Origin of the sequence: Paenibacillus pini JCM 16418, from assembly GCF_000576305.1 — a bacterium.
GTDB lineage: Bacteria > Bacillota > Bacilli > Paenibacillales > Paenibacillaceae > Paenibacillus_AQ > Paenibacillus_AQ pini.
On sequence record NZ_BAVZ01000003.1, the window covers coordinates 166,189 to 191,434 of the forward strand.

At 35.6% G+C, this 25,246-nt stretch carries 26 protein-coding genes and 3 pseudogenes; 24 read left to right on the forward strand and 5 right to left on the reverse strand.

The window, feature by feature from the left end; translation table 11 throughout:
• The first annotated feature begins 10 nt into the window (after positions 1-10).
• The 10 genes from JCM16418_RS06115 to JCM16418_RS06160 all read left to right on the forward strand — a co-directional run bounded on the left by JCM16418_RS06115 (position 11) and on the right by JCM16418_RS06160 (position 9,548).
• Positions 11-520, forward strand: coding sequence for a hypothetical protein (locus tag JCM16418_RS06115; RefSeq protein ID WP_036646992.1), 510 nt, complete (start codon positions 11-13; stop codon positions 518-520).
• Positions 521-837: 317 nt separating this feature from the next.
• Positions 838-2,034 (forward strand): hypothetical protein, encoded by a 1,197-nt coding sequence (locus JCM16418_RS06120; RefSeq protein WP_036646993.1) that lies wholly within the window; start codon positions 838-840, stop codon positions 2,032-2,034.
• Between the two features lie 80 nt (positions 2,035-2,114).
• The gene (locus JCM16418_RS06125; protein ID WP_036646994.1) at positions 2,115-2,312 is read left to right on the forward strand and encodes a hypothetical protein; all 198 of its coding nucleotides are present in this window, start codon (positions 2,115-2,117) and stop codon (positions 2,310-2,312) included.
• 156 nt (positions 2,313-2,468) lie between these two features.
• The gene (locus tag JCM16418_RS24895; RefSeq protein WP_036647169.1) at positions 2,469-2,705 is read left to right on the forward strand and encodes a transposase; all 237 of its coding nucleotides are present in this window, start codon (positions 2,469-2,471) and stop codon (positions 2,703-2,705) included.
• Between the two features lie 11 nt (positions 2,706-2,716).
• Entirely contained in the window at positions 2,717-3,262 is a 546-nt protein-coding gene (locus tag JCM16418_RS06135; protein WP_158442410.1) for a hypothetical protein, read from the forward strand.
• An 8-nt stretch (positions 3,263-3,270) separates the two neighbouring features.
• On the forward strand, positions 3,271-3,705 hold the full coding sequence (locus tag JCM16418_RS06140; protein WP_036646996.1) for a hypothetical protein: 435 nt from the start codon (positions 3,271-3,273) through the stop codon (positions 3,703-3,705).
• Positions 3,706-4,187: 482 nt separating this feature from the next.
• The gene (locus JCM16418_RS06145) at positions 4,188-5,780 is read left to right on the forward strand and encodes an ATP-dependent nuclease (RefSeq protein WP_036646997.1); all 1,593 of its coding nucleotides are present in this window, start codon (positions 4,188-4,190) and stop codon (positions 5,778-5,780) included.
• On the forward strand, positions 5,764-6,837 hold the full coding sequence (locus tag JCM16418_RS06150) for a DEAD/DEAH box helicase (protein WP_052020078.1): 1,074 nt from the start codon (positions 5,764-5,766) through the stop codon (positions 6,835-6,837). The genes JCM16418_RS06145 and JCM16418_RS06150 overlap by 17 nt, the downstream gene beginning before the upstream one ends.
• 64 nt (positions 6,838-6,901) lie before the next feature.
• The gene (locus JCM16418_RS06155; protein ID WP_148298752.1) at positions 6,902-8,302 is read left to right on the forward strand and encodes a HEPN domain-containing protein; all 1,401 of its coding nucleotides are present in this window, start codon (positions 6,902-6,904) and stop codon (positions 8,300-8,302) included.
• A gap of 520 nt (positions 8,303-8,822) precedes the next feature.
• The gene (locus tag JCM16418_RS06160) at positions 8,823-9,548 is read left to right on the forward strand and encodes a helix-turn-helix domain-containing protein (protein ID WP_036646999.1); all 726 of its coding nucleotides are present in this window, start codon (positions 8,823-8,825) and stop codon (positions 9,546-9,548) included.
• A 547-nt stretch (positions 9,549-10,095) separates the two neighbouring features.
• Here JCM16418_RS06160 and JCM16418_RS06165 read toward each other — a convergent pair.
• Both JCM16418_RS06165 and JCM16418_RS24195 read right to left on the reverse strand, forming a co-directional pair.
• Positions 10,096-10,607, reverse strand: a pseudogene (locus tag JCM16418_RS06165) (arsinothricin resistance N-acetyltransferase ArsN1 family A).
• A gap of 28 nt (positions 10,608-10,635) precedes the next feature.
• Positions 10,636-11,016, reverse strand: a pseudogene (locus JCM16418_RS24195) (methyltransferase domain-containing protein); the annotation flags it as partial.
• A 43-nt stretch (positions 11,017-11,059) separates the two neighbouring features.
• On the opposite strand from JCM16418_RS24195, the gene JCM16418_RS26835 reads away from it, so the two are divergent.
• The 6 genes and pseudogenes from JCM16418_RS26835 to JCM16418_RS06195 all read left to right on the forward strand — a co-directional run bounded on the left by JCM16418_RS26835 (position 11,060) and on the right by JCM16418_RS06195 (position 16,498).
• Positions 11,060-11,257 carry a Ku protein gene (locus tag JCM16418_RS26835; RefSeq protein WP_373280690.1) on the forward strand — a complete coding sequence of 66 codons (198 nt, stop codon included), beginning with the start codon at positions 11,060-11,062 and terminating at the stop codon, positions 11,255-11,257.
• Positions 11,258-11,452: 195 nt separating this feature from the next.
• Positions 11,453-12,233, forward strand: a pseudogene (locus JCM16418_RS06175) (MBL fold metallo-hydrolase).
• Between the two features lie 255 nt (positions 12,234-12,488).
• On the forward strand, positions 12,489-13,040 hold the full coding sequence (locus JCM16418_RS06180) for a glutathione peroxidase (RefSeq protein ID WP_036647000.1): 552 nt from the start codon (positions 12,489-12,491) through the stop codon (positions 13,038-13,040).
• A gap of 172 nt (positions 13,041-13,212) precedes the next feature.
• A complete protein-coding gene (locus JCM16418_RS06185; RefSeq protein ID WP_036647001.1) occupies positions 13,213-14,127 on the forward strand; it encodes a bacteriophage abortive infection AbiH family protein in 915 nt (304 codons plus the stop codon).
• Between the two features lie 391 nt (positions 14,128-14,518).
• Positions 14,519-14,752: a hypothetical protein gene (locus JCM16418_RS06190; RefSeq protein ID WP_036647002.1), complete on the forward strand. Its 234-nt coding sequence runs from the start codon at positions 14,519-14,521 to the stop codon at positions 14,750-14,752.
• Positions 14,753-15,100: 348 nt separating this feature from the next.
• A complete protein-coding gene (locus tag JCM16418_RS06195) occupies positions 15,101-16,498 on the forward strand; it encodes a hypothetical protein (RefSeq protein WP_036647003.1) in 1,398 nt (465 codons plus the stop codon).
• Positions 16,499-16,857: 359 nt separating this feature from the next.
• Here JCM16418_RS06195 and JCM16418_RS06200 read toward each other — a convergent pair whose 3' ends face one another.
• Positions 16,858-17,901 (reverse strand): toll/interleukin-1 receptor domain-containing protein, encoded by a 1,044-nt coding sequence (locus JCM16418_RS06200; RefSeq protein WP_036647004.1) that lies wholly within the window; start codon positions 17,899-17,901, stop codon positions 16,858-16,860.
• 138 nt (positions 17,902-18,039) lie between these two features.
• Here JCM16418_RS06200 and JCM16418_RS06205 point away from each other — a divergent pair, with 138 nt between their 5' ends.
• The 6 genes from JCM16418_RS06205 (at position 18,040) to JCM16418_RS06230 (ending at position 23,220) form a co-directional block, all read left to right on the forward strand.
• Entirely contained in the window at positions 18,040-18,489 is a 450-nt protein-coding gene (locus JCM16418_RS06205; protein ID WP_081765333.1) for an ATP-dependent DNA ligase, read from the forward strand.
• Positions 18,490-18,848: 359 nt separating this feature from the next.
• Entirely contained in the window at positions 18,849-19,055 is a 207-nt protein-coding gene (locus JCM16418_RS24555; RefSeq protein ID WP_148298754.1) for a hypothetical protein, read from the forward strand.
• A 498-nt stretch (positions 19,056-19,553) separates the two neighbouring features.
• The gene (locus JCM16418_RS06215; RefSeq protein WP_036647006.1) at positions 19,554-19,760 is read left to right on the forward strand and encodes a hypothetical protein; all 207 of its coding nucleotides are present in this window, start codon (positions 19,554-19,556) and stop codon (positions 19,758-19,760) included.
• Entirely contained in the window at positions 19,757-20,713 is a 957-nt protein-coding gene (locus tag JCM16418_RS06220) for a hypothetical protein (RefSeq protein ID WP_036647007.1), read from the forward strand. Before JCM16418_RS06215 ends, JCM16418_RS06220 begins: the two co-directional genes overlap by 4 nt.
• A 4-nt stretch (positions 20,714-20,717) precedes the next feature.
• Positions 20,718-21,206: a hypothetical protein gene (locus JCM16418_RS06225; protein WP_052020081.1), complete on the forward strand. Its 489-nt coding sequence runs from the start codon at positions 20,718-20,720 to the stop codon at positions 21,204-21,206.
• Positions 21,193-23,220: a DEAD/DEAH box helicase gene (locus JCM16418_RS06230; protein ID WP_036647008.1), complete on the forward strand. Its 2,028-nt coding sequence runs from the start codon at positions 21,193-21,195 to the stop codon at positions 23,218-23,220. The genes JCM16418_RS06225 and JCM16418_RS06230 overlap by 14 nt, the downstream gene beginning before the upstream one ends.
• Before the next feature lie 574 nt (positions 23,221-23,794).
• Here the strand turns inward: JCM16418_RS06230 and JCM16418_RS06235 are convergent.
• On the reverse strand, positions 23,795-24,136 hold the full coding sequence (locus JCM16418_RS06235) for a helix-turn-helix domain-containing protein (protein WP_036647009.1): 342 nt from the start codon (positions 24,134-24,136) through the stop codon (positions 23,795-23,797).
• A gap of 134 nt (positions 24,137-24,270) precedes the next feature.
• On the opposite strand from JCM16418_RS06235, the gene JCM16418_RS06240 reads away from it, so the two are divergent.
• Both JCM16418_RS06240 and JCM16418_RS06245 read left to right on the forward strand, forming a co-directional pair.
• Positions 24,271-24,591, forward strand: a complete 321-nt coding sequence (locus JCM16418_RS06240) for a Mu transposase C-terminal domain-containing protein (RefSeq protein WP_036647010.1) — start codon at positions 24,271-24,273, stop codon at positions 24,589-24,591.
• 69 nt (positions 24,592-24,660) lie between these two features.
• Positions 24,661-24,894 carry a hypothetical protein gene (locus tag JCM16418_RS06245; RefSeq protein WP_036647011.1) on the forward strand — a complete coding sequence of 78 codons (234 nt, stop codon included), beginning with the start codon at positions 24,661-24,663 and terminating at the stop codon, positions 24,892-24,894.
• A 4-nt stretch (positions 24,895-24,898) separates the two neighbouring features.
• Here the strand turns inward: JCM16418_RS06245 and JCM16418_RS06250 are convergent, their stop codons facing one another.
• Entirely contained in the window at positions 24,899-25,126 is a 228-nt protein-coding gene (locus JCM16418_RS06250; protein WP_052020082.1) for a helix-turn-helix domain-containing protein, read from the reverse strand.
• Positions 25,127-25,246 lie beyond the last annotated feature (120 nt).

Sequence of the window (25,246 nt, forward strand, 5' to 3'; positions counted from 1 at the left end):
AGGTGATCGTTTGGATCCCGGTGATGTGGTGTATGCAGCTTATAACTACACCTTCCCAACGATGCAAGTTTACAACATGAACGTTGAGAATTCTTTTTGGGTAGACAAGCCTTACGAAAAGTATTTCAAAGATTGGGAAGTATTCTTGCAAGGATCGGATGAGGAGTCGACAGGCAGTGGAGGACAGCGACTTGCAGCATTCACACTGTTGTCGATCATGATTACGACACAAAAAAGGCGTCGTGATAAACACTCGAAACGATCTGTACTTATCAACGACAATCCGTTTGCTAATGCAGTATCTGAGCATGTCCTAGACCCAATCTTCCGTGTAGCAGATGCCCTTGGTATTCAATGGATAGTTGTTGCTCCTCCAGAATTAGTTAAAATGGAAGTGAGCGAGAGGTTTCCGTCTTATTATGCTTTGGATCTTGAATCGGATGGAACTGGAAAGAGAAAAGCTGTTGTATCAAGTAGGTATATTCGAAACAAATTTGACTTTCAACAAATAACATTTTAAAGTTTTTATGAATTTCGAAATACTAAGTGTTCCCCTTTGAATAGTTTTGGTAAACACAGGAAGGATTTTAAGGGGACATTTCAACGAAAAGTAAACTTGTCCGTGTTCATTTTTAACATGGGAGAGGTAATCTTGGGTGAATCATCATAATATATACAATGTAGCGGGGTCATTATGAGATCCCGCTCTTTTTTAATTATTTGAATCACTGGGGAACAGGACATTTTAAGTATAGTTTCTCTATTAGTGTAAGTGAAAATTAAAAGGTAGTGTATAATGATTAATTAAAAGTTGTATGACTGCGGAGGTATTTCAAGATGACAATAGCTTTAGTATATCGAGATGGTCCTGAAGCTTTCTTTATTCAAGATTTTCGAATAACGCATGATCCTGGTGACAAACAAATAGATGCCATGATGAAGTATAAAGAATTTGGAGAAAGATTAGGGATTTTTTTTGCAGGTGATGTTACAACTTTCAAACGTCTAATTCCCTATATTCAAAGTATAGAACATGATATTACAATGGAGAACATAATTGATCCTGAAGGCCCGTTGGCTAGAGAGATCGAAAGGTATATGATGAACAATCCCGATAATTTAACGTTAGATCGTTCTCGTAATGTCGAGTTAATTGGATTCATAATAGATGAGATGACTGAAGCAAACGAATGTTTTTATGTTGAAGGAACACTCGGTTTAGGGAGCCGCACTACGCAAGTTCCCCAGAGAAGTGCTTTTGTTATTGGTTCTGGAAAACACATACCTGATATTTCTCGAAGGCTAACCAACATTGCTACACAAGTAATTTTAAAGGGGTATCCTATAACTGATGCACTTGATATAGCAAAAAATTCCTTAAAAGACATTATTGCAAGATGCGGATCTTCCGTTTACCGAAAGTTAGGGATATCACCAGTTTTTGCTGGTTCAGTCATGAATAAGAGCCATTTCTTAATGATCGGGGAACAAATAACTGGGAATCATTACACTTCAGATTTTGATCCATATGGTTCTACACCTCCAATGACTTTCGATTATTCTTTTTCGAGAGTGAATGGACAAATCATGCTTACGGATCATATAAGCGGGAAAGAAATATCTTTAGATGAAGTAGAGTCATACATCGAGAGACCTGATTCTGAATTATTTGACCCTGAACAACTAACCCAGTTATTCGATCCTTCAGAGCATTCTAACTCAAATGGAGTTGTTTATATTATTAATCAATGGGTTATTGGTGACTATTCTATTTCTCGAACTATAGATAAGACATATGTAATAAAAGGTAAAGAAAAGAAAGACTTATGCAATCCAGACTACCAGCGGTTGGCAGATGGAAGTAAAACAAACAAAACTCTCGTGGAAACAACACGGTACATCCGTAGTGGGAAACATTTTTTAATTGTTCCTACACATTTACAAGTTAACTTTGAACGAAACATATGCAAAGATCTTTTCAATCATCGTTGGTTTAATAAGCACGTTGCAAATTATAATGATCTCTATCGTTAAAGATATCGTACTAAATGGAATAATAAAATAAGACGTTTATTTATTGATTAGTTTAGATACGATATGAGGAGATGTATTCATTGTTTGATAATAATATTGAACTCTTAAATAGCTATTCCGATGATATTATTTTTATCAAAGATAGTAGGAAGGCATATCTCACACATCCTCTTGTCAGAGGCAAATCTGTTAAGATGTGGTTTGATTCATTCTGTACAAGAACAGAAATTGAATCAAAAACAATTTTGATAATAGAAGAATTTGAGCTAGGGACATAATGAATGTTCGTCGTGAACATTGGGGATTTGATGTCGAGGGACAAGAACATGGTCTCATTGAAAGTGGTAATATCCCCTTTAAGTAGACACTCAGAAAAAACCTTGTGGTACCATAAGGAACGAGTGCGACTTGGCGACTTGGAGGGGGTTTTTTTTATGGCTAAAAAGGGACAAAAATTTAATCAGTATACAGTGGAATTTAAGTTAGCTGCAGTTCAGGAATACATGAAGGGAACGTCCAGTTATAAAATGGTAGCAGAAAAACTAGACATCAGAAACTGTACACAATTGAAGGTATGGGTAAAGAAGTGGCAAGCTGGGGAAAGCTTTGACGTACGCTCAGATAAGCAATCCTCACTTCGTGCAGGGCGTCTTAAATTCCATTTTCGTTGAGTGACCGTAGAATGGATGAACCTTTTACTTGCACATGTGGTTATAAGTTGGCTGAGTTCTCACATTGGTCAGAATGGAAACAAACTTTTGATATTAAAGATCCTTCTATGGAGTATTGGTTGAAGGGAGCGGGCAGGAGTAACACTGAACGCTTTATATTTGATCCAATAACAGTAAAATTAAATTTGTTTAACTCAAAGCCAACAATAACTTACGTAACATTACATAGGAGGGCGACTAACAAAAAAAGTTTTTTGGATCAATTATTCACTGAAAATATAAATTGTTTCAAAGCCATCGACCGGTATATTCAAAAGAAATTTTTAAAAAGACACAAAATGTGTATCGCTTCATTTCAAAATCTTCTAAAGCATGAAAAAGGTGACTTTCCACCGATTTGCCCCTATGCATATGCTTATGTGTTATGGAAACATACGTCACTTCAAACACCCAAGTTTTATAGCAATTCTAAGTTTGGTGACCTTAACACATATGATGGAAAATCATATGTCACAAAGTTATTCGAAAAGAAGATTGATTACATAAAAAAATACTGATTTCTCAAATGAATCTTTCTAATGTTGAAAGTAGGCCGGTATTTCATCAAATTCTGAATCGTTACACTTCAGAATTAATATTAAATTATTTCCACCAATGGTTAGCCATTGCTGAAGAAGGGGCAAGACTTACTGTCGCACCAAAATGGAAACAGATCAATGAAATGATTGAAATGAGCTTACCGTCGATAATCTTTAAATTAAATATTGATTCAGAAAATAGGATAGATACAGTTAAAGTCTATTATGAAAACAATAGAAGCGATCTACCAATTAATCTAATATGTACGAATAGTTCCATCAATACGAAGAATGAAATTCAAAAAATGAAATCTTATATTCCGTCAGTGGTTGCGATGAAAATATTTGACAACCCAACACAAGAAAATAAATTACTTCGTGAATATGTTGATAACTATGTAAACAGATTTTCATTTAAATAAGTCAAAAACAAAAACAACAAACCATCATTCAAGGACTGAGTGATGGTTTGTTGTTTTTGTTTTTTTACTATTCATTTAATAAAGAATGATGATCGAGAATGGTGTGGGGAATGTTATCAAGTTCTTGTCATTTATGTTATCAAGTTCTTGTCGTCCGACATTATTAAAAAGAAAAAAGGAAAAGGAAGGAAAGTGTAAGATGACAAGAATATGTTCCGATTGCCGTTTGATCGGAAACATATGCTTATACACTAAAGAAACGATGTGGCAGTATCAACTTTACTTAAGCTAAAAACCCTAGGAAATCAGGCCTTCATTCATGTAAGGAAAAAATCATGTCATGATAATGCACAATATTACCTAAATTGTATTCGCATTACTGTTTTCGAGATTATTTGCAGGAATAAAGTCCCTATTGTCGAATTTGTAACATATTCCGCGTTGAAATATTACAAAGTATTTAAGAATTGGGTGGTGTCGAATTGTTAGAACGAGTCATTATTGATAACTATAAATCCTTTATGCACTTCGAAATATCACTACGTAATGATGTTAACATTATTGTAGGGGACAACGAAGCTGGTAAATCATCTCTTTTAGAGGCAATTAATATTGCATTGACCGGGCAATTAGGCGGAAAGAATATTATGTTTGAATTATCACCGCACTTGTTTAATATTCATGCTGTAAAGACATATATAGAAGAACTTCAACGTGGACAAAATCCAACATTGCCGGAGATCCGGATTGAGCTATATTTAAAAAGTGATAAGGAAACAGAGACACTTGCGGGTACTAATAATTCTAAAAAGGAAAACGTCCCCGGTATTACATTCTCAATTGAATTTAATGATGAATTTACTGAAGAATATCAAAATTATGTTAAGTCACCTCTTGAAATACGTACGATTCCTATTGAATACTACACTATAAAATGGTATGCGTTTTCTAACTCGGCAATAACTACTAGAAGTATTCCAATTAATGTTTCACTTATAGATACAACACTACATAAATCGCCAAACGGCGCTGATCAATACATATCTAAAATTATAACAGATTCCTTGGATGTAAAAGAGCGTGTTAATATGGCATTGGATTATCGCAGGCTTAGAGAGCTTTTTGCTGAAAGACCAGCTATAAAAAGTATTAATGGTAGATTGGCGGCTCAAAAAGGTGAACTCTCTGACAAAGATCTGACAGTATCCTTTGATATTTCTCAAAAAACTAGCTGGGAATCGGGATTAACATCATATCTTGATGAAGTACCCTTCCAAAATAGTGGGAAAGGCGAGCAGAATGCCGTGAAAATGAAATTGGCTATTGAGATGAAGGCTCACAAATCCCAATTGATTCTAATAGAAGAGCCTGAGAATCATTTGTCCTTTTCTAGTATGAACAAATTAATTAACCAAATTAGTCGCAAATGTGGAGATAAACAGCTAATTATTACAACACATAGCACATATGTACTTAACAAGATGGGTTTAGAAAAACTTATTTTATTGAAAAATGGAAAGTGCCTCACTTTACGAGAACTCACTGAGGATACACAAAACTATTTCATGAAATTACCTGGATTTGACACTCTCAGGATGTTGTTAGCCAAAAGATCAATCTTAGTGGAAGGACCTTCGGATGAGTTAATGATTCAAAAAGCATATTATAAAGTTCATGGTAAACTACCAATTGAAGATGGGGTCGATGTAATCTCAGTCAATGCCTTGGCCTTTAAACGTTTTTTGGAAATCGCTAAAGTTCTTCAATTGGATGTTCGTGTGGTAACAGATAATGATGGTGACCTGATAAAGTTAAGTGAAAAGTATGAAGAATACTTAAATCTAGATAATATTATGATATGTTTTGATGAAGATATTTCATATCCAACGCTTGAACCTCAATTGGTTAAGTCTAATGATCTTGATTTATTAAATCGTATTTTCAATCGAAAATATACAACACAACAAGAAATGATGCACTTTATGAAATCCAATAAGGCTGATTGTGCGTTACTCTTATTCGAAACAAAAGAAGATGTTAACATACCGGGGTATATCAATGCAGCAATCAATTAATTCAGTTTTTATTGCCGCTGCAGGCTCAGGAAAAACAACCTTTATAGTAGATGATGCTATTTCTAACCCGGACAAGAAGATTCTAATACTAACTTATACGATAGAAAACTTAATTGAAATTAAAAAGTGTTTTGTTAAAAAACTTGGGTTTATCCCAAAAAACATCAAAATACAAAGTTGGTTTTCTTTCTTGCTTCAAGAATGCGCCCGTCCCTACCAAAATTTCATTTATGATAAGAAGCGAATCGAGTCAATTGCTTTTGTTGAAGGTCGCTCAGCACGATATGTTAAGCAGTCTGATGTTGAAAGATATTATTTTCAAAGAGGAAATCTGATTTATACAGATAAAATATCCCAATTTTCTTGTATATGCAATGAAAGGTCTAATGGTTTTGTTATTAGTCGGCTTGAGAAAATATTCGATTGCATTTATATAGATGAGGTTCAAGACCTAGGGGGATGGGATTTAGAGCTCTTAGTATTGCTGTTTCGTTCAACTGTGCAAATGGTCCTTGTAGGTGATAATAGACAAACGACTTTTAAAACAAATTACTCAGCAAAAAACAATATGTACCTAGGTGAAAAAATAATAAACTTCTTCTTCATGTGCGAAAAACGGGGAATTTGCACAGTTAGATTTCTTAAAGAATGTCACAGAAGCAATCAACTTATATGCAATTTTTCTGATTCTCTGTTTCCATTAATGCCAAAAACTATCTCCAATAATTTCAAAACAACAGGACATGATGGAATATTTACTATTAAAATGAATGATGCTACAACTTATGTGGAAAAGTTTAAGCCGATGGTGTTGAGACACGACAAAAGAAGCAAATTTACATCAGAAAACATACAGAATTTCGGATTATCCAAAGGGCAAACTTTTGATCGCGTTTTGATAATACCAACAAAACCGATCAAAGATTTTTTATTAAAAGGAAAAGCACTTGAAGGAGAATCAAGGGCTAAATTTTATGTTGCCGTAACAAGGGCGAGATTTAGCGTGGCCTTTCTTATGAATGAAAAGCCATTATCCGAAGAAATCCAATCCTTTTGAGTTAATTTAATAGTTATAGATACTCTCATGAGTTTGCTCGTATAAGGGGGAAGGATGTTTGGTTATGATTCAGAGTAAATGGTCAAATGGAAACGAAATTAAAGATACTGGTGATATCGGACAACTTGTTATTGATGAAAACAGTATCACTTTTCATATTGAAGGATATGGAGAACCTTTCGCTCGTAATTTTGTTGGAAGTGATGGGGGGCATTACTATAAGGTTTATACATATGGAGAAGTCTCAAAAGATTTAACAGGTGTTTTTTACCATGTGACAAAGGCATTTTTATATAATGGAGAAAACTATAAAGATTTTATCGGCGAAAATATTGTTGGAATCACATCATTCTCATTTGAGATTCCAGAACTTGCTGATTGGTTGAAGTTGCATAGTGTTGAGTTGCTAAGAGATAAGGATGGAAGTATGATAATCTATGAGAAAAAGTTATCTCCAATCATCATCAAAGAAGCGAACCCCAAGGTCTATATAAAATACGAAAAAAAACTTCCGTTCTTAAACGGTAACGATAAAATTGAAATGACTTTAAGGAATGCTCCAAGAATATTTATTGAATATGAAGATGAAGTAGACGATTCAGTTGTAAGAGGGGATCTTTATAAAATTATGCGTTTCTTCGCATTGCTTATTGGGAGAATATCTTATGCAGATGATATTCGACTTACACTAGCGAATTCAAGTTTAAAAATGTGGTTTTTTATCAACACTGATTTCTCATATAATACTACTTCCACTGCTTATCATTTACGCAATCGCACAGATGCTGAGAAAATATTCGGAAATTTGCAGTACTATTTTGAAAAATGGTATTTCTTCTCACAAAATGATAATTTCTCATTTTTGCAAGATGTTTTTTTTCGTTTAAATGGGAAGAAGTCCACAAATATTGAAGAATTATTTTTGAACTATTGTAAATTTCTTGAAGGTTACGACTTGCGTGTATCAGAGGATGAAGAAAAGGCAAACGTCCTAAAAGATAAATTGAATGAGGTTCTGAAAACAACAGAAATCAAGACATTGATGTCACCCATTTTCAAAGAAGTAGGATCATCCTATAAGCCAAAGGATATAGGCAAATGGATTTCTACAGGTTTTCTAGGACGGGTGGGTTTGCAGGATAGAATTAGACGTTTAGATGAAAAATATTTACAGATAATAAAAAATAACAGTAGTGATATTATCAATACTGATGACTCTAATGAGTTTTACTCGAAAATAACCAACACACGAAACTACTATTCCCATTTCAAGCCTGATAATTCGGGGATTCTTAGTTACGGAGAGATGTATAGAACCTTAGAATTACTTGAAGCTTTGATTATTTCCATCTTATTCAGCGAAATGGGTATGTCAATTGAAGTTATAAAGGGCATCATGATTGCTGACGATAAATATTGGCCATTATTATATCACCATAGGAAATACGATGAGATGAAGATATAAGGAGTACATGTCTAATGACACAAATTTAACTACATATTTACTGTGATGAAAGCCTGATGCATCATTTTATGTAGGCAAACTTGTTGTATAAAGAAAATAAAGTACTAGACTGTAGTTGTTGATTTGACACGGTTTATTGATTACAAAATCGTCAGGTAATGAGTAATAAGTTTTAGACTGAATATCTGTAAGCACCAAGAGCTTGAGCTCTAACTGTTCAAGCCGGCTGTTGTCACATACCGTCAGTCTAATACTTTATTTTCTTTTGACAGTACATTATTGACCGTGAAACTCCACTACCCCCTAAAAGCCTAAGCGACCGGCTATGCCGCCATTGGGTTTTTTTTCTGCGCTTCGCGCTCCGTAACTAGATGACGGTATTGACGGACATGGCGCATCGGTCTAATAAAGGAACGAGCTGGAAATCTCTGATTAGTTATTATTTTTATAAACAAGCAAAAATCGCCTTTACAAATAGATACTTAATTGCTATATTACTGAATAGGGAGGTTGATCATTAATGATGACTGAGAATTTTAACAAGCTATTGGAAAAATTACGGCAACGAAAGGGATGGACACAGGAAGAACTGGCTTATATGACGGGATACAGTACTTCACACATTAGCAAAATCCTGAGAGGTGATCATTCTGTCACGACTCGCTTTGTTAATCAGGTATGTGATCTACTCAAAATATCGCGGTATAGTGCCTTAGTGTCTTTTCATCGTAGTGATCGCTTTGTCAAACTTGGAAGTGAAGTTAGGGGAGATGTCATTCCGGAAGCTGAAGCTCTTAGAGCGATAGAGTGGGGTGATTATAAGTTCACAACATTTTGGTATTCATTTCTTAATTTCAGGTATCAAGATGAAAATCAAAATTGGCACTTCAAGGATTTTTCTGACCTTACTACGGAGACGGGGATAAGTGAGGGGCGCTTAAAGGAGATTTTCGATTGTTACTATAAACCATGTGATCCGGTTACTATTGAAGAAACGACACGCGTATGTAAAGCTTTAAACAAAAGCTGGCATGAACTTTTTGCTCTGACCTGCAATGATCTTTATGACCATCACATAGTTAATGTAGCTGTAACCTTTGACCGTTATGTAGAGCACCAGAGAAGTAAACGCTCGGAACGTTTTCAGCAGCTACCCGTTGATAAACTGAGTGAAGGTGAAACTACTTTTTTACTTGAAATGCTAAAAACTTACCGTAAGCTGCATTTAGCTCCGGTTCCGGAATAAAGTATTGTTGCGGTGATTATGTGCCTTACATATTTTAAGTTACGTCTTTACTGGTCCGAAATTCTACTCTTACCCAAAGCCCAGGAATTGATCACGCTTTTCCATTTGTCCAAAGAAAATAAGTTATAGACTGAAAAAGTTGATTGTACAAGGTTTTGGAGTTAAGAAACCGCCAGCTTTTTAGAAATATGTTGTATAGAGAAAAAAAGTATTAGAGTGTTTGAGCCGTCGCATCGATCGTAAAGCCGAGCTGTATCTCAACGCACCATAAGCGTGAAGTGCAGCTCTTTGTGCCAGCCCCATCATCGGCGCACCAGTCTACTACATTATTTTCTCAGTCTATAACTTTATTTTCCTAGTCTAACAAACACTTGTGTCACGAAGAAATGCACAAATGTCCCTACATTCTAGAAAATTGACACAAAAACACTTACATTACTACGGGTAATATCAATATTATTACACCGGTCAAACAGTTCGCAGAAGTGAAAACCACGGAATCAACATATTCATCTCTCACCGCTTTACTACGGATATGTAAAGCTTGCTAAATCTTATGTTTATATAGAACCTTCTCCATAATCATCACATCAATAAATTGATCACCCATAACTCCTTGCTTCTCGAAGACACCTACTTCGCGGTATCCTATCTTCTGATACAATCCTTAACCCAATTGATTAAACGGAAATGTAAATAACACAATCTTTCGAAATCCATTCTCTATTGCTTTAGTTTCCCATGCATGTAAGAGAGAGTTGCCTATGCCCTTACCACGATAGTCACGGTCAATATATATGGATTGATCAGCAACGCCATTATAAGCACAGCGGTGGGAGTAAGGATTTAATGATGACCAGCCAATAAGTTGATCATCTTGTTCCGCCACCAAAACGCTGTAGCTTCCTCGTGTTCTTTAAACCAATTCCTCATGTAGGGTAAATCTTTAATATCCGTTTCAAGCGTCGTAATCCGATCCTCGATCCCTTGATTGTATATTTGAAGAATACTTTCGATATCCGCTTCAACGGCAGAACGGACGGTGGTATTATTATCCATAGATATTTTCCTCCAAAACATTTTCGGTTTAGGGTTTGATCGCCTTAATTACTGCAGAAACAATATACTGTTCCACATTTGCGCATGGAACCCAATCTTAATGAACGATTTGGATTCGTCTTTCGGCTCAATTGTGATGTTGGTAAAGCCTTTTTGTTGGAATATATCCGGAATATAATTCGTTCAGATCAGATTTTATTTCTGATGGGAGCTCTGCCGTTGTTACAATATCTGAAATGGAGAGACGACCGCCAGATTTAAGTACGCGGAATGCTTCATTAAATACTTGCCCTTTAGCAGGAGAAAGATTGATCACACAGTTAGAGATAATCACATCAACAGTGTGATCAGCGATAGGTAGATATTCGATCACACCCAACCGGAAATCTGTATTTGTAAATCCACCTTTTATAGTTTCTTTAGTCAAAACTTGTAGTCAATGTAATAAGGACATCACATCCGAAGACCTCGTAAAGGGCTATAAATTTCAAAAAAACCAATATGTCCATTTCGAAAAAGAAGAGTTAGACCAACTACTTCCTGAATCAAATAAGGAAATAAAAACCCTGGATTTTGTAAGTATTGATGAAGTTGATCCCATTTATTTTCAAAAAAACATATTATCTATCCCCAGATGGCAGAGCGGATAGGGGATACACGCTTTTAATGGAAGCTGCAAATAACTATAGAGAATATTGTTCAATGAAACTAAAGTCTTAGACTGACGGTGCGTGATTAAGCTAAAGGGCAGAATAGTGCAATAAGTACATTGCAATTTGCAAAGGAAATACCAGTCGTCGTATTGAATAAGTATGATAACTAATTAATATATCGGGGAGATTGTTATGATAAAAGACTCGTGGTTTACGATTCAGGAAATCGATATAGAAACATACGCAATTAGTGAATATGGACATTGGGAGAAAGTACATTCATTTTTATTAGTAGGCAAAGAAAAAGCCGTACTAATTGATACTGGTCTTGGAATTGATAATATTAAACGCATAACGGATGAATTGACTCACCTACCGATTGTTGTTTTCACTACTCATGTTCATACTGATCACATTGGATGTCACGGAGAATTTGAAGAAATCTATGTCCATGAAGGTGACTCGGATTGGTTGATCAATGGTATTAAGGGATTGTCCATTGAACAAATAAGAAAAGATATTAGTAGAGATATTACGATACCTACTCCAGAAACATTTAATCCAGATACGTACAAGCCCTTTCAGGGAGTTCCAACTGGTTTCTTACAAGACGGTGATGTGATTGATCTAGGAAACAGAAAGTTAGTTATATATCATACTCCTGGGCATTCTCCAGGTCATATCTCTTTGTTTGACAATAAAAGCGGATATTTGTTTACTGGAGATTTACTTTATGATGAAACTCCTATATATGGTTTTTAACCGTCTACTAACCCGGTTGATTTAATTAATTCACTGGAAAGAATAAGAGATTTCTAATATTACAAAAGTTTATGGATCACATAATACTTTAGGGCTTGAACCAACTATCTTACTAGAAGTGAAAACCGCAGTTAAAGAACTTAGAGAAAAAGACCTTGTAAAATTTGGGACGGGAGTTCATAAATTTAAAGGGTTTAGTGTACAGTTTTAATTGTATTTTGTTGAGCTAACGGGACACTATAGTTCAACACTGAGAGGGGCTGTCGCTAGGCAGCCTTTCGTTACGCTAACGGGCAGGATAATGGAGCAATATGGGGTGGACTTCCTTTTGTAATTGGTAGTTGAGTGTTGTTGATATATTGGTTTTACCTATAAAATTTATAACTATTATATATTAGACCAATAGTATTCAGTAACTATAAGATGTATTTATTAACAATAGCATAGTTGGAGGAGGAATGATCTGATGTCTATTTATGATCTTCAGGTGAACACAATTAACGGTAAGCTCGTTGAATTATCAATATACCGTGGGAAAGTTCTCCTTATTGTCAACACTGCCAGTAGGTGCGGTTATTCTCGCCAATTCACAGGACTTCAAAAACTTTACGAAAGTCACCATGAGCAGGGCTTTGAAATACTCGGCTTTCCATGTAATCAATTCAACGAGAAAGAGCCAGGGAGCAACTTGAATGTACAGGAATATTGTGAGAGCAACTTTAGAGTGACGTTTCCGTTATTTGAGAAAATGGAGGTTAGGGGATCATCTGCTCACCCTCTATTTCAATATCTAACTCAGCAAGCACCATTTCAAGGTTTTGATACTCAGACCTCAGGAGGTCTATGGATGCAGAATTTTCTGCAGGAAAAGTATCCAGACATATACTCTGGTAACGGAATCAAGTGGAATTTCTCAAAGTTTTTGATCGATCGGGACGGCGAAGTATACGGTAGATACGAAACTACGACGGAACCAATTGACATAGAGTCATGTATTAAATCGCTTCTTCTAAGTTAAACGAAATTAGGTAATTAAGCTAACGGGTAACGATAACTCAACGAGATTCACGCATTGATTAACGTGATGAAGAATGCATTAGGCTTATACTCCCGTCTGGAACGAAAAACCTTTGATGGAATAAGAGAAATTTCTGATGAAGAATTCAATGAATTACTGAGGGTGAATAAACGTGAAGCTGTTTGTAATAGGAAATGGGTTCGACAGAGGGCATGGTTTAGCGACTTCATATTGGAATTTTAGAACATACTTAGAAAATATGTATCCTGATTTTCTACGTGCTTTTGAGCAGCATTACTATATCTATCCAGCATCAGATGATGAAGCAAAGCAGAGGTTATTATGGAATGAGCTAGAAACAAACCTCGCTAACATTGATGAAGATATCATCATTGAAGACGCTGTTCACATGGATTTGGGTTTGGAAAGTGGTGATGTCGGCATATTAGATACGTTGGATGCGTATTTCGAGGAAGAATATGAATACATAAAGGAGTTAGCAAATTATTTAAAAAAGTGGGTACGAACCATTAGAATTAGAGATGTGCAACCTAGAACAACCATTATCAATAAAGCTAATGACGCATTTTATATTACATTCAACTACACAGCTGTACTGGAAACGGTCTATGGAGTAGGTGGAGAAAGCATTTTGCATATACATGGATCTTTACGGCAGAATGATGATGACCCTATATTGGGACATGGAAATAAAATGAGAATTAATGATATTAAAGAAAAACGTTACGAAGCAGAGCGGATATTTGCTGAAAAAGAAATGAGCATTTGCAGGGCTATGGAAGATTATTATAGTCGCACTTTTAAAGATATAAGAAATTACATGCCTAAATTGCATGGCTTGAGAGAAAAAGAGATTGATGAAATTATAATCATTGGACACTCTCTCGCAGGTGTTGATATTCCTTATTTTGAGGATATTGATAGGTACACAATGCAAAAGGCCAAGTGGAAAGTGTACTATTACAGCGATGCCGAAAAGCAACGTATGTTAGATGGATTGATTGATTGTGGAATAGTCTCTGAACGCATAGAAATGACACAGTCAAATGAATTTTATAATTTGTAATCGATACAACTTCATTTTTTAGAATGAATGAATTGTCAGAGGACAAGAACATATACCTAATGGCATCCGCGCTGGGCGCGGCTTTTTTATTTTATCGGTACAAGTTCTGTCCTTTGCTCAGGACAAGAACTTGTACCGATTGCCGAAAATGCACAAGAACATGATCCTATTGCCACGAGCCTTGATTTGGTAAAGTTAATCGATAAGATCATATTACATAACATTAACGTGGTGCTGTGTAAAATTATTAGGACATAAGTAAAGCTGTCGAGACTTTCTCGACAGCCTTAGCCTGATATTTCAGGCTTTTTTTATGAAATTCTATTTTTAGATTTAGAATTTTAATTTGACATGTACTTGAGGTTGAGGTTAAGTGAAGTAGATTGTTTTAATGATCAATCAAGATGTTAATGTGGTAAATTTTAATTTGTATTTGTGGTTAAAGATCATAATTAAAATTATAGTTATCAATGGAATAATTCCGAATAGGGTGATAGCAAAGGAAAAAGGTAACTTTACAAGTAGAAATCCAGCGATTGCTGACCCTATTGCATTTCCTCCAATAATTATAATATCAATAGCTGAAAAAACACGCCCTGCAATGGAATCGTCAACGGACTCCTGAATCAGGAATATCGCTCATGGGGCAGCAGCCTTCGGTCGTGAAGGCAATTCAATCTGCTGCCAAAGACTTTTTAGTTACTCCTTTTCAACCGGAAAGGGTACTATACTTGTGAGTGTAGTGAAAGCTTTAGGATAAAACCCAAAACCAGGAACTCAAAACATCTGAGCTCCAGGTTTTGTTATTAATAAACGATTGCGTATCTCGGTCACTCTTCATCAGCCAGTTCTTTTAACCGAGGGAGAGATGTAGGGTTGAATCTTGGTGATAAACATTAACAAAGGATTTAAGTGATTTCTGCCGAATTCTATGGAATAAGGCTCTATTCTTCATACAAACAGGGGGAACAAAATGCAAGAGATCTATGCAACAGCCATTTCTATACGAGATCAGCTTCGCTCTAAGGGCCGGATTACACCAGATATCCAAGAATTAGCATATAAACTATATCTTGAGTTGCGAAAAGTAGACTCATCGCTGCATATCGGACGCGGGTACACTATTCAAAACCCATATACTTACCCACGACCAGTAAAATGTGGGGAGGGTGAAAATCAAACAATTAGACCCGAACCTTTGTCTAATTATTTTAGTGACCTCGTTCATGTAAATTATTTGGTGGATTGGATTCTCTTGGTGTTACCGATTATTAGAGCGGTTAAGACTGGAGGATTTTTGCCAAGTGATCGTGACGATAGGGGTTATCAAGCATTTTTCGATTGTTTAATTGATACTTATGCAAAGGAACTGCAGCATTTACCGGTTGATGATGTGATCGCTTCTGCCGATTTGCAAATTCTTCAATCGCTTTGTGCCTCTTTAAAAAGTGCAGTTGCCCATTACTTGAAAGGGCAACCCAGCATCGCTTATAACGTATTGGCAGCAGCTATTAACAAATTTGATGCCTATCTGCCGCCTGACTCCATAGCTTTCGATATTTCTAGTCGCGCAAAGGACTTGTATAAGGTTCGAGTTAGTGATGATCTTGCACTTAATAAAATGGACATGCTTCATCTTCCATTCGAACAACGAGGTAAAGCGAGCACGAATCGTTACAGTATCCCTGGGCTGCCATGCCTTTATCTCGGAAGCTCTCCACTAATCTGTTGGGAGGAGCTTAATCGTCCGAACAAAGATAATATGCATACCTCTTTGTTTGTTGCGAAGGATGAATTGAAATTTCTGGATTTTTCTGTACCTCCGATAATATTTATCGAAATGGCTCAGGAGATTTTTGAAAAGGTATATGGACCCAGCGAAGAAAACGTCAACCAAGTAAGTGAGTTGTACAGAGAGATGAAATTATACGCTTTGCTATGGCCATTAATTGCGGCATGTTCGATTCGTGTAAAAAACCGAAATGACCCCTTCAAACCTGAATATATTGTTCCACAGCTCTTGCTTCAGTGGGTGCAACAGTCTGCGAAGTATGACGGCATATGCTACTTTTCAACCAAAATTAATCATTATAACTTCCAAAATATCGCACATTTTCGTAATTACGCTTTGCCAGTTAAGAGTTCCGAGGATGAGGGCTATTGTAAAGAAATTCAAAATCTGTTCCATGACTGGACGGCAGGAGTGCCTTGGCCGATTTTTGAACTTCACAAGAGTACTGTCCCAGGTGGAGGCAACGGGAAAGAAAGTGCGCTGATTGAGGTTGTAGATAATATAAAAATATATTATCATCAAACAGATTTTTGCAAATTGGAATCTTTACTTCATTCAGTTTTATATCCCGACACATAAGATCCGTTATGGGTACATGAACCCGACTTAATTACGTATAATTCTTGTTAGACGAAATCATAGTAAAGAGAACTTATGTTTGGTATAATAATGATAAGGTTATTCATATTCTCTTAACCTCATTAATAATTACATAGTCATTTGATTATAAGTAATTTAAATAGCTATATTGCCGGAGGTTTATTATGCACATTTAATAGTAGTTGCATTAAACCCCTTATCGTCGCTTCATTCCCGAACGATTGCTAGGTAAGGGAACAGAAGTACACCGGCCTTTCCCTTCAGAGCTTTATTGAAGCGGGATAAAAACGATGCTTATCATGAAAAAACCTTGGAATAATCCAAGGTTTAATGCACTATTATTCTGATTTAGTTATACTGACGTCAAAAAGCGATTCCCAGCACGTCGAGTACTGAAGACCATACCGAACACCATCATTTTCTTCTTCGAATCGCTCTTGAAGTACGTTTATGTAATTACTCATAATTCTTTCCAGTTGATCCAGAGCAGCATTTGCTTTATTTATATGAGGATGATTGTAATCAGGCTCCCATCCTTCATCAAATTTAACTCGACCTTCTGTTTCTGCAGCTTTTAACTTCGAAGTGTCGATTGGATCTCCGGTAAAACCTTGCCCTATATAACCATAATACAGAACGCTAATTTCTAAGCGAGACAGCTTTTTAAACGCTTCCTTTACATCCTCAGCAGCATTTACAAACTCATCCCATTCTGTCATTTGCTCGTAATCCATTTCCTTTATTTCTTCCTGGTCTTTCATCTGTCGTAGTGTTTCGTTTTCCTTTCTCAGCTTAGTTACTTCTTCTTCAGATAAGTCGAACGCCTCCTGAAGCTCCTCCTTTTCCGTTTTCAGTTGATTCACTAGCGCCGGTGTGATGATCTCCCGTTTTGTCATCTGGTCGATAAACGGGGTTAGTATGTCCGTTTGAAATGCCTTCGCTCGATTAAGGAACCTTGTTACATTAGGAGGGGATCCAATATTTCTTTTATTAACGGCATCAAGTAAGCGAGACAGTCCTTCTTCGCTATCCAACGATATCGTTTGAAGCCAGGTCCGATACGGAGTACCATCGAGTGCCTTATACGTCAGCGGAGGAACTACCAAAGGAATTAAGTTTGTTACGTTAACCCATGCTGCCCCGAGCTCGCAAAGGCAAAAAGCACTTTGTAAGTAATTCGGTGTAATGATCGGCATGACTAGCTTAGATTGCTGCATAGCATGTCGAATTTCCTCGATCCAATTTTCACCAACCTGAAGTTGATCGTCTGATGTATTGAAGAAGTCCTCGCGACTTAATCCGAATTGATTTTGAATTAAATCCATCAAAGGATTAACCAATTCTCTGTCCGCTGTCGCGTGACTAATAAAAATTGTCCCCATGCTCTTTCAGCCCCTAGTTATGAATATGTATTTTTTTATATCACATAGTATATCTAATAATATACCATTTGTCCCTTGCCATTCGGAAAGAAATAACAGTGTGTTTGATCGGTAGAAAATTTTTAATATTAATGGGTGATGAATATGTTTATATCTCCAATGCTGCTACAATATGCAGAGAATAATTTACCATTTGATAGCGAAAGCACGCGCTGCGAGTTAAAATTTGATGGAATCAGGTTATTAGTATCAAAAATGGATCGAATAAGACTTTACACACGTCACAATAACGAAGTTACCTCTTTGTTTCCTGAGTTATTGGATATAGATCTATCGGCTGGTACCGTCCTGGATGGGGAAGTTATTCTAACGGTTGATCAGGGAAAACCCGATTTTGAAGAAATGATGATAAGATATAAATCTAAGCGAGATAAAATAAAAGTAACTTTTGTTGCTTTTGATATTATTAAGTATAAAGGGATCGATGTTACAGGTTTACCGTTGCATAAGCGCAAGGATTTGCTTGAAGATGCGTTTGTTGAGTCCTTAAGGTATGTTAGTAAATGGAAGCTCCATAGAATACTTTGAGCTTTTTAAAAGAAATGCATTAGAATGTATCGTGATCAAGGACATAAATTCTAAGTATGTAAGTAAAAGGTCATGGTCAATAGAAAGCATTCAAAATGAATTATTTAGAAATTTTGCAATGAAATAGTATAGATCGGGTTACTATGAATTACTACCATTTTTAAAAAAATGGACTATGCTGAAATGAGCGAATGGGATACCTTCATGGAAAAAGTAGAGTCCGTTAAAAATAAACTTAATCCTTTACCGTCAATGGTAGTTAGCATCATATATAATGCTCGTCGTTCAGGCTATGATGGTTTTACCAGCTACGAAGATTGGCCGGAGTTGAGTGCCTGTGAGAGCGACGGCTACATTAAATGGGAAACAGGATGGGAACCTTTTATGAACATCCTAGCATTTCCCAGGCAGACGACGTCTTAGACCATTTAGCAGCTTTTATTGACAATATAGGGCCGGCTATCGTAGAGAGATTTGAAGAAGAGTACGAATCTGTACGGATGAGTTTGATCTACCGACCGTTTTGGGAGAAGGTATTGGAACAAAGAATACAAATTTCGACATAAATTGATTTAGAGTCTGTGCTTACCCAGACTCTTTTTACTTTCCGTTATTGGAACATCCAACGAGGGGAAACATACTACAAGTAGGGCGAAATTTTGAGAAAAGCTTAATACTGTGTAGTAGATTATAGCTATTTGTTTTTACTGAATATTAGGAGTGATAAATTCAAATGGTCGACCTAATAATATCAAATAACAATGCCTCTATTGAAACAGGACAAGAACTTTGTGTCATATCTGATTAGGTAGATATCTAAATAGCTTCATGATGGAACTCTTGTGTCGAGAAAGCACATTAATATAAGACTTCGCTTAAATAACGGTTTTTTTGTATCAGGAACCAGGTTTTTTTGTATCAGGAACCAGGTTTTTTCCGACCGCAAGAATTCAGTTCCATTGCTGAATATGTACTTACTAATCATTATTAACTGATTGTTCTTTTGACCTTTGAATGGTAATATGAGGATTTAAAGGGAAAGTTTTAAGTGAGGAGCTGAGACAATGACTGCTACAGTGCCTCGTGAAAATGACCAACTTTTTTTTATCGATAATGAGGTGATTATTGTTAAGGTATATCCAACTTTCCAATTGGCAAAAGTTCGTTACCTTAGTTCTATGGACACGTTCATGGTGGATTTCCATGTATTACAACCATACGCTGAAGAAAGAAGTTCATTATCAATATCATTATTAGGTGGGGTCTTATGATTTTAAAGTTTATAGACACTCCTTTAGACGGGAAGTCTTGGGAAAAATTAATGAACTCGTGTTATAGAATAAAGTTTCAAGATGAGCATTTTACAGAGATACCGGCTGTTCATGGGGGCGATGCTGGTATTGAGGGATTTACACGAAAAGGAAGGGTTTATCAATGTTACTGTCCAGAGCGTGGTTACAATGATGATGAGTTACATGACCACTTAAGAGATAAAATGACCAAAGATATCGGTAAGCTGACATCACCTAAATATGCCGATAGATTGAAGGGTTTAGGAGTGCCTATGATTAAAGAATGGCATTTTGTTATTCCTGAATATAAAGATTCAAGGATTATATCACATGCAGAAACCAAGCGCAAAGAAGTTATAGCATTAAAAAATGCAGACCCGAGCAATTATGATTACATAGATGAGGACTTTATTATTGTGATAAAACAAGCAGAAGATTTTAAGGTGGAAATATCCAGAATGATAAGAACAACTTTGACGGATATGCAGCTTAATATTGCAATTCACCATACAACTGCAGCTCCGGATTGGTCACAATGTGATTCAGAGAAAGTTGAGAATATTAAAAGAAAAGTGAAGGCCGTTAGGGGTGATGGTGATGAATTAGATGAGGATTATAAAGAACTTGTCAATATGTATATCAATTCGTACATCAATGGGATGGAAATTTTAAAAGTATTAAGAGTCTCATATGCTGAAGTTTATGAGGATATATATATGTTAGAGCAATCATACAAAAAGGAAGTAGCGTTTAAAACTAGAATGAATACTAATAGCTCAATAAATGCACAACTTTTTAATGAAATTTTAGATGATTTCCAGAAAAAGTTGGAACAGTTTAAATATCTGAATATGGCATCGATTATGGAATTAAAGCTTGACCTTATCAGTGGATGGCTTGCTGATTGTTCCATGCAATTCAGAAGCAGGTGAGTAGATGATGAATGATAAAAACTATATTATAGCAGACGAAATCGTATTTGAAGCGAAACCAGACGCTGTACCTTATAACTATCGGATAAGCTATAAGATTGCTCAACTATGCTTAATTATGGAGATGTGTAGTCGTGGTGGTTGTTCTTTATTAAAGCTGCATATGATTTCAATTGGGCTTAGTACAAAAAAAGATATGGAAAAGTTGAAGGATTTGGCATACGATCGACTTGCAAGTTACACTGTAGTTCGTTTTGACCCAGCAGTTAATCATGCTATACGATTTGCAGTTGCTGAGGGGCTAATCGTTCAACAGCTAAACGGCTTATACAAACTTACTAAAATAGGAAAATTTTATGTGAAGAATATCACTAAAGATAAGCAATTAATGAAGGATGAAAAAAGATATTTATCTTCTTTATCGACGATGTTAACAGAAGAAAAAATCAAGGATCTTACATCTTTGTGGAGGTATTCCAGTGCTGAGAATTAATCGGTTGAAAATTCAAATCAATACAACTAATGGTCTATACGGATATGATGAATTATTTACGGATGGATTAAATATATTAGCAAGTGAAGACAACACGAGTGGCAAAAGCTCTGTTATTGCTGCTATTTATTATTGTTTGGGTTTTGAAGAAATCATTGGTGGAAAAGGTGAGAAAGTTCTTACAGCTGTCTATAAGACAGCTATTGAAGAGGGAGAAGAGGTCTGGCCAGTCCTAGAGTCAGGAGCTTATCTTGAAATTAATAATGGAAAAGAAACAATTACAATTTACCGTTCTGCTACGATGGAAGGAAGAAGTAACAAGCTTGTTACCGTCTATCACAGTGAGATGAATAATATCAAAATACCAGGTGTATTAATTGAAGACATGTACGTTCATATGCCTAATTCAGCAATAAATGTGAAGGGGTTTCACACTTTTTTAGAAGGCTTTTTACATATTGAGCTTCCCTTAGTGCCAGCTGCCGATGATGGGACAAGAAAACTATACTTACAATTGATTTTTTCTGCAATGTTTATCGAGCAAAAAAATGGTTGGTCAAATATTATGTCAGGGATGCCGTTTTTAGGAATAAGAGAGTCCAAAAAACGTGTATTAGAGTTTTTATTGCGTCTAGATACTTTGGAAAACGAAAAGAAGAAAGACTCTTTGAGAACAAGAGATAGCAGTATAAAGTTTCAATGGGACTCTTTAATAAAAGAGTTAAATATTCTTGTATATAGAGAAGGTTGTATTCCCTATGGGCTGCCGTTGTCTCCTCAGATACTGTCAGAAGAAGATTTATCAAACCTCATCATTGAAAAAGAAGATGTAGAGATAAAAGAATATATTGAAGAGCTTCAAGTAGAGTATAATCATCTGACACTTTTAAAGCCTAGAGTTGTAGATAATTTTGATGATATTCAAGTAGAACTTAATGCAACCGAAAACTCTATTGAAGATTTTGAGCGCGAGCTTTATAAAAATAGAGGATTATTTCACTCTGAAAGCATTAGCATTGATAAAATAACGAACAACCTTGAAATTATTGAGACCGATATTCGAAATAATAAAGACGCAGCTAGATTGCGAACCTTAGGTTCGGAACTAGATTTAGCAACCTCAAAAGATACGTGTCCGGTATGTAGTCAACCCATCCAGGATACGTTAATACCCCATTCTGGTCATATGCAAGTCATGAGTATCGATGAAAACATTAGACATTTGAATGCTCAAAAAGAGATGCTTGAATTTGCGCAGAGTAGTCATAGAAGAAATATGGAGAAAATACAAGTGAGAATTAAACAATTAGAGAATAGCTTACTTACACTTCGTAGTATGGCTAAATCTTTACGGAATGACTTATATTCTATCAATGAAAATATATCGGAATCCATTATTCATAAGAAATTACAGTTAGATGCTGAAATGAATAGTCTATATCAATTAGTCGAGTATATTAATACAAAGAAGCACAAGCTGCGTGAGCTATCTGATGATTGGAAAGAGTATCTAAAAGACAAAGCTGACCTTCCAAAAAAGAAATTTTCTGATTCAGACGAAGAAAAAATTAAGACTTTAAGAAATCATTTCATCAGGAATCTTACACAGTTTGGCTATAAAAGTATACCTAATTTAAATCAAATTGACATTTCAATGGATTCATATCTCCCTGTTATCGAGGGATTTGATATGAAGTTTGATTCTTCAGCGAGTGATAATATAAGAGCGATATGGTCTTTTGTACTATCGCTATTAGAAACATCTAATGAAAAATCAGGAAATCATCCGGGGACTCTTATCTTTGATGAACCTGCACAACATAGTATCGTTAGTAGTGATGTAGAGAAGTTTTTTAATCACATCATTAAGCTTAAGAATAGTCAGGTTATTATTGGAATGACAATAAGGGATAGTGATACACGGCAGACTATCAATGAGCTGCCTTCAGACAGCTTTAATTTGATTAAAGTGCCCTATAAAGCTTTTAAGAAATTCTCTGCTGATAATGAATAGAAATGATGAATGGTAGGAATCCCACCTATTTATTTAATAGCTACAAGTACTATGGCTAACCTTGATGCAATTGACGGATTGTAATATGAAGTGCGACACCTACTGGAAATAAAAAAACAAAGGGCTCATGGCCGGATTCGTGTAAAATGAAGGTTCATACATCACGTTCACACAAGGAAAATCCACCATGAGCTACCTCTTGGCTTCAATTGAACATGAATCATGCAAACTTGCAACCAAAATGGATCGTTCATGAGGAACATTGCAACCTAAAGCTGCTAATTAAGGTTGTTGAACCTGAGGAAGTTAAACATTTTGATTCAATCCCATAGAGAAAACAACTCTTTGCCGAATTGTTGATCGATATATTGATTCTTATAGAATGATGCTTTAACTCACTCCATTTCCGTTGGTAGTCATAATTGTTGTTAGATGGGGGATAGAATCCGAATAGATCATAGTAGATACCTCTCTCAGTGTCGCAGGTCCCCCATATGGAGCATAATGAATTAGGTAACGGAATTATGTAAGCAATAAAAAAAGTAAGTGCCATGAATTACTGGCCCTTACTTTTTTATTTCTCAAATATCTCCACTAATAACACATTTAATTTTTTCAAATCTGATTTATTCATAGAAGTAAGCTTTTCAATAAGAAGATTTAAAAGCATATCTTTCTCATTATTGGTCATTTTCTTATGCTTTGTAAATGCGAACAGCTCGATGATTGGAACATCCAAGGCATCGGCAATTTTTTGCAGATTCACGAGTGTAATATTTTTTTCCGCTCGTTCAACCCCGCCTATATAGGAAAAATGGAACCCGGCTTTTTCGCCAAGCTCTTCCTGTGACAATCCCGATCGCTTTCTTAAATCCCGAACACGTTGTCCTACTTTAACAAGAACTGTGGTTTCCATTGCTACACCTCTGTAGTAAGTGTAAACAATAGGAAAGTTACGATACATTAGTGTATATATATCAAATACCTATTATGATATGTTTATGTATCAATTCTACCTGATTTGGAAATAGTATTAGTGAGGTGATAGAAATGGATAATAAGCCATCAATAATGTTAGGTTTAGCAACAGTATCTAATCTAGGTTTACAATTCAACGGGATAATCTACTCTAATTCAAGTATGTTGAAGCACAATTGGTTTGAATTAGCCGGTAAGCAAGGTTCTTGGCAAATTCCTATCTTCTACAATCCCAGTGACCCATCAACCGTAATGTTTTTCGACTTAGACTCTGTTGAACTTGCTACAAGTATCGAAAATACATCAAATATTACCGATGAGATGAAGTTGCTATATTTTGATGCTATAAATTTCTTAAAAGAAAGGCTATATGATTCAAGAAACAACCTATGAGTTGATAGATTGAGATTAAGGATTTGAGAAATCCAAACCGAGTAGATTATTCGTGGGGGAATGAACCATATGATTGAACAATTAGAAATAGGTATTGCGACTGTAACAGGAAATGGAATTAATTTCGCAGATATATGGTATAGCAGCTGTTTAGTCATAAAGCATCGATGGTTTGAAGAAGCAAAAATCTACGGCGGTTGGAAAACAATTGTTTTATATTCAAGAAGCGATCCGGCTACAATAATAATTTTTAATAATAATTTTATTGATATCGGATTTAAAATCACCAATGACCCTGGATAGTGTTTTAGTATTCATCAGAAAACTCTTTTTCAATAAGTAAATTTTGTATTGATGTTTCTAAGACGATAGCAATGCTGTATAACAAGTGAATTTGTACATGGTGTATTCCTTTTTCAATATTACTCACGGAGGAACGCGATAAATTAAGACTTAATGCTAACTGCGATTGGGTCATCATTTTTGATTTTCTTTTATCTCTTATATTGGATCCTATTATTTTGTATATATCCACAGATATTCTCCTCTCAGTTACTTTACTTTTTTCTATTATTCTTCCCAAATTGATAGTTTCATATAAGCACTTTTTCAACAACATTTATGAAAAGGTTTATAAATCTGGAAATTGGAAATA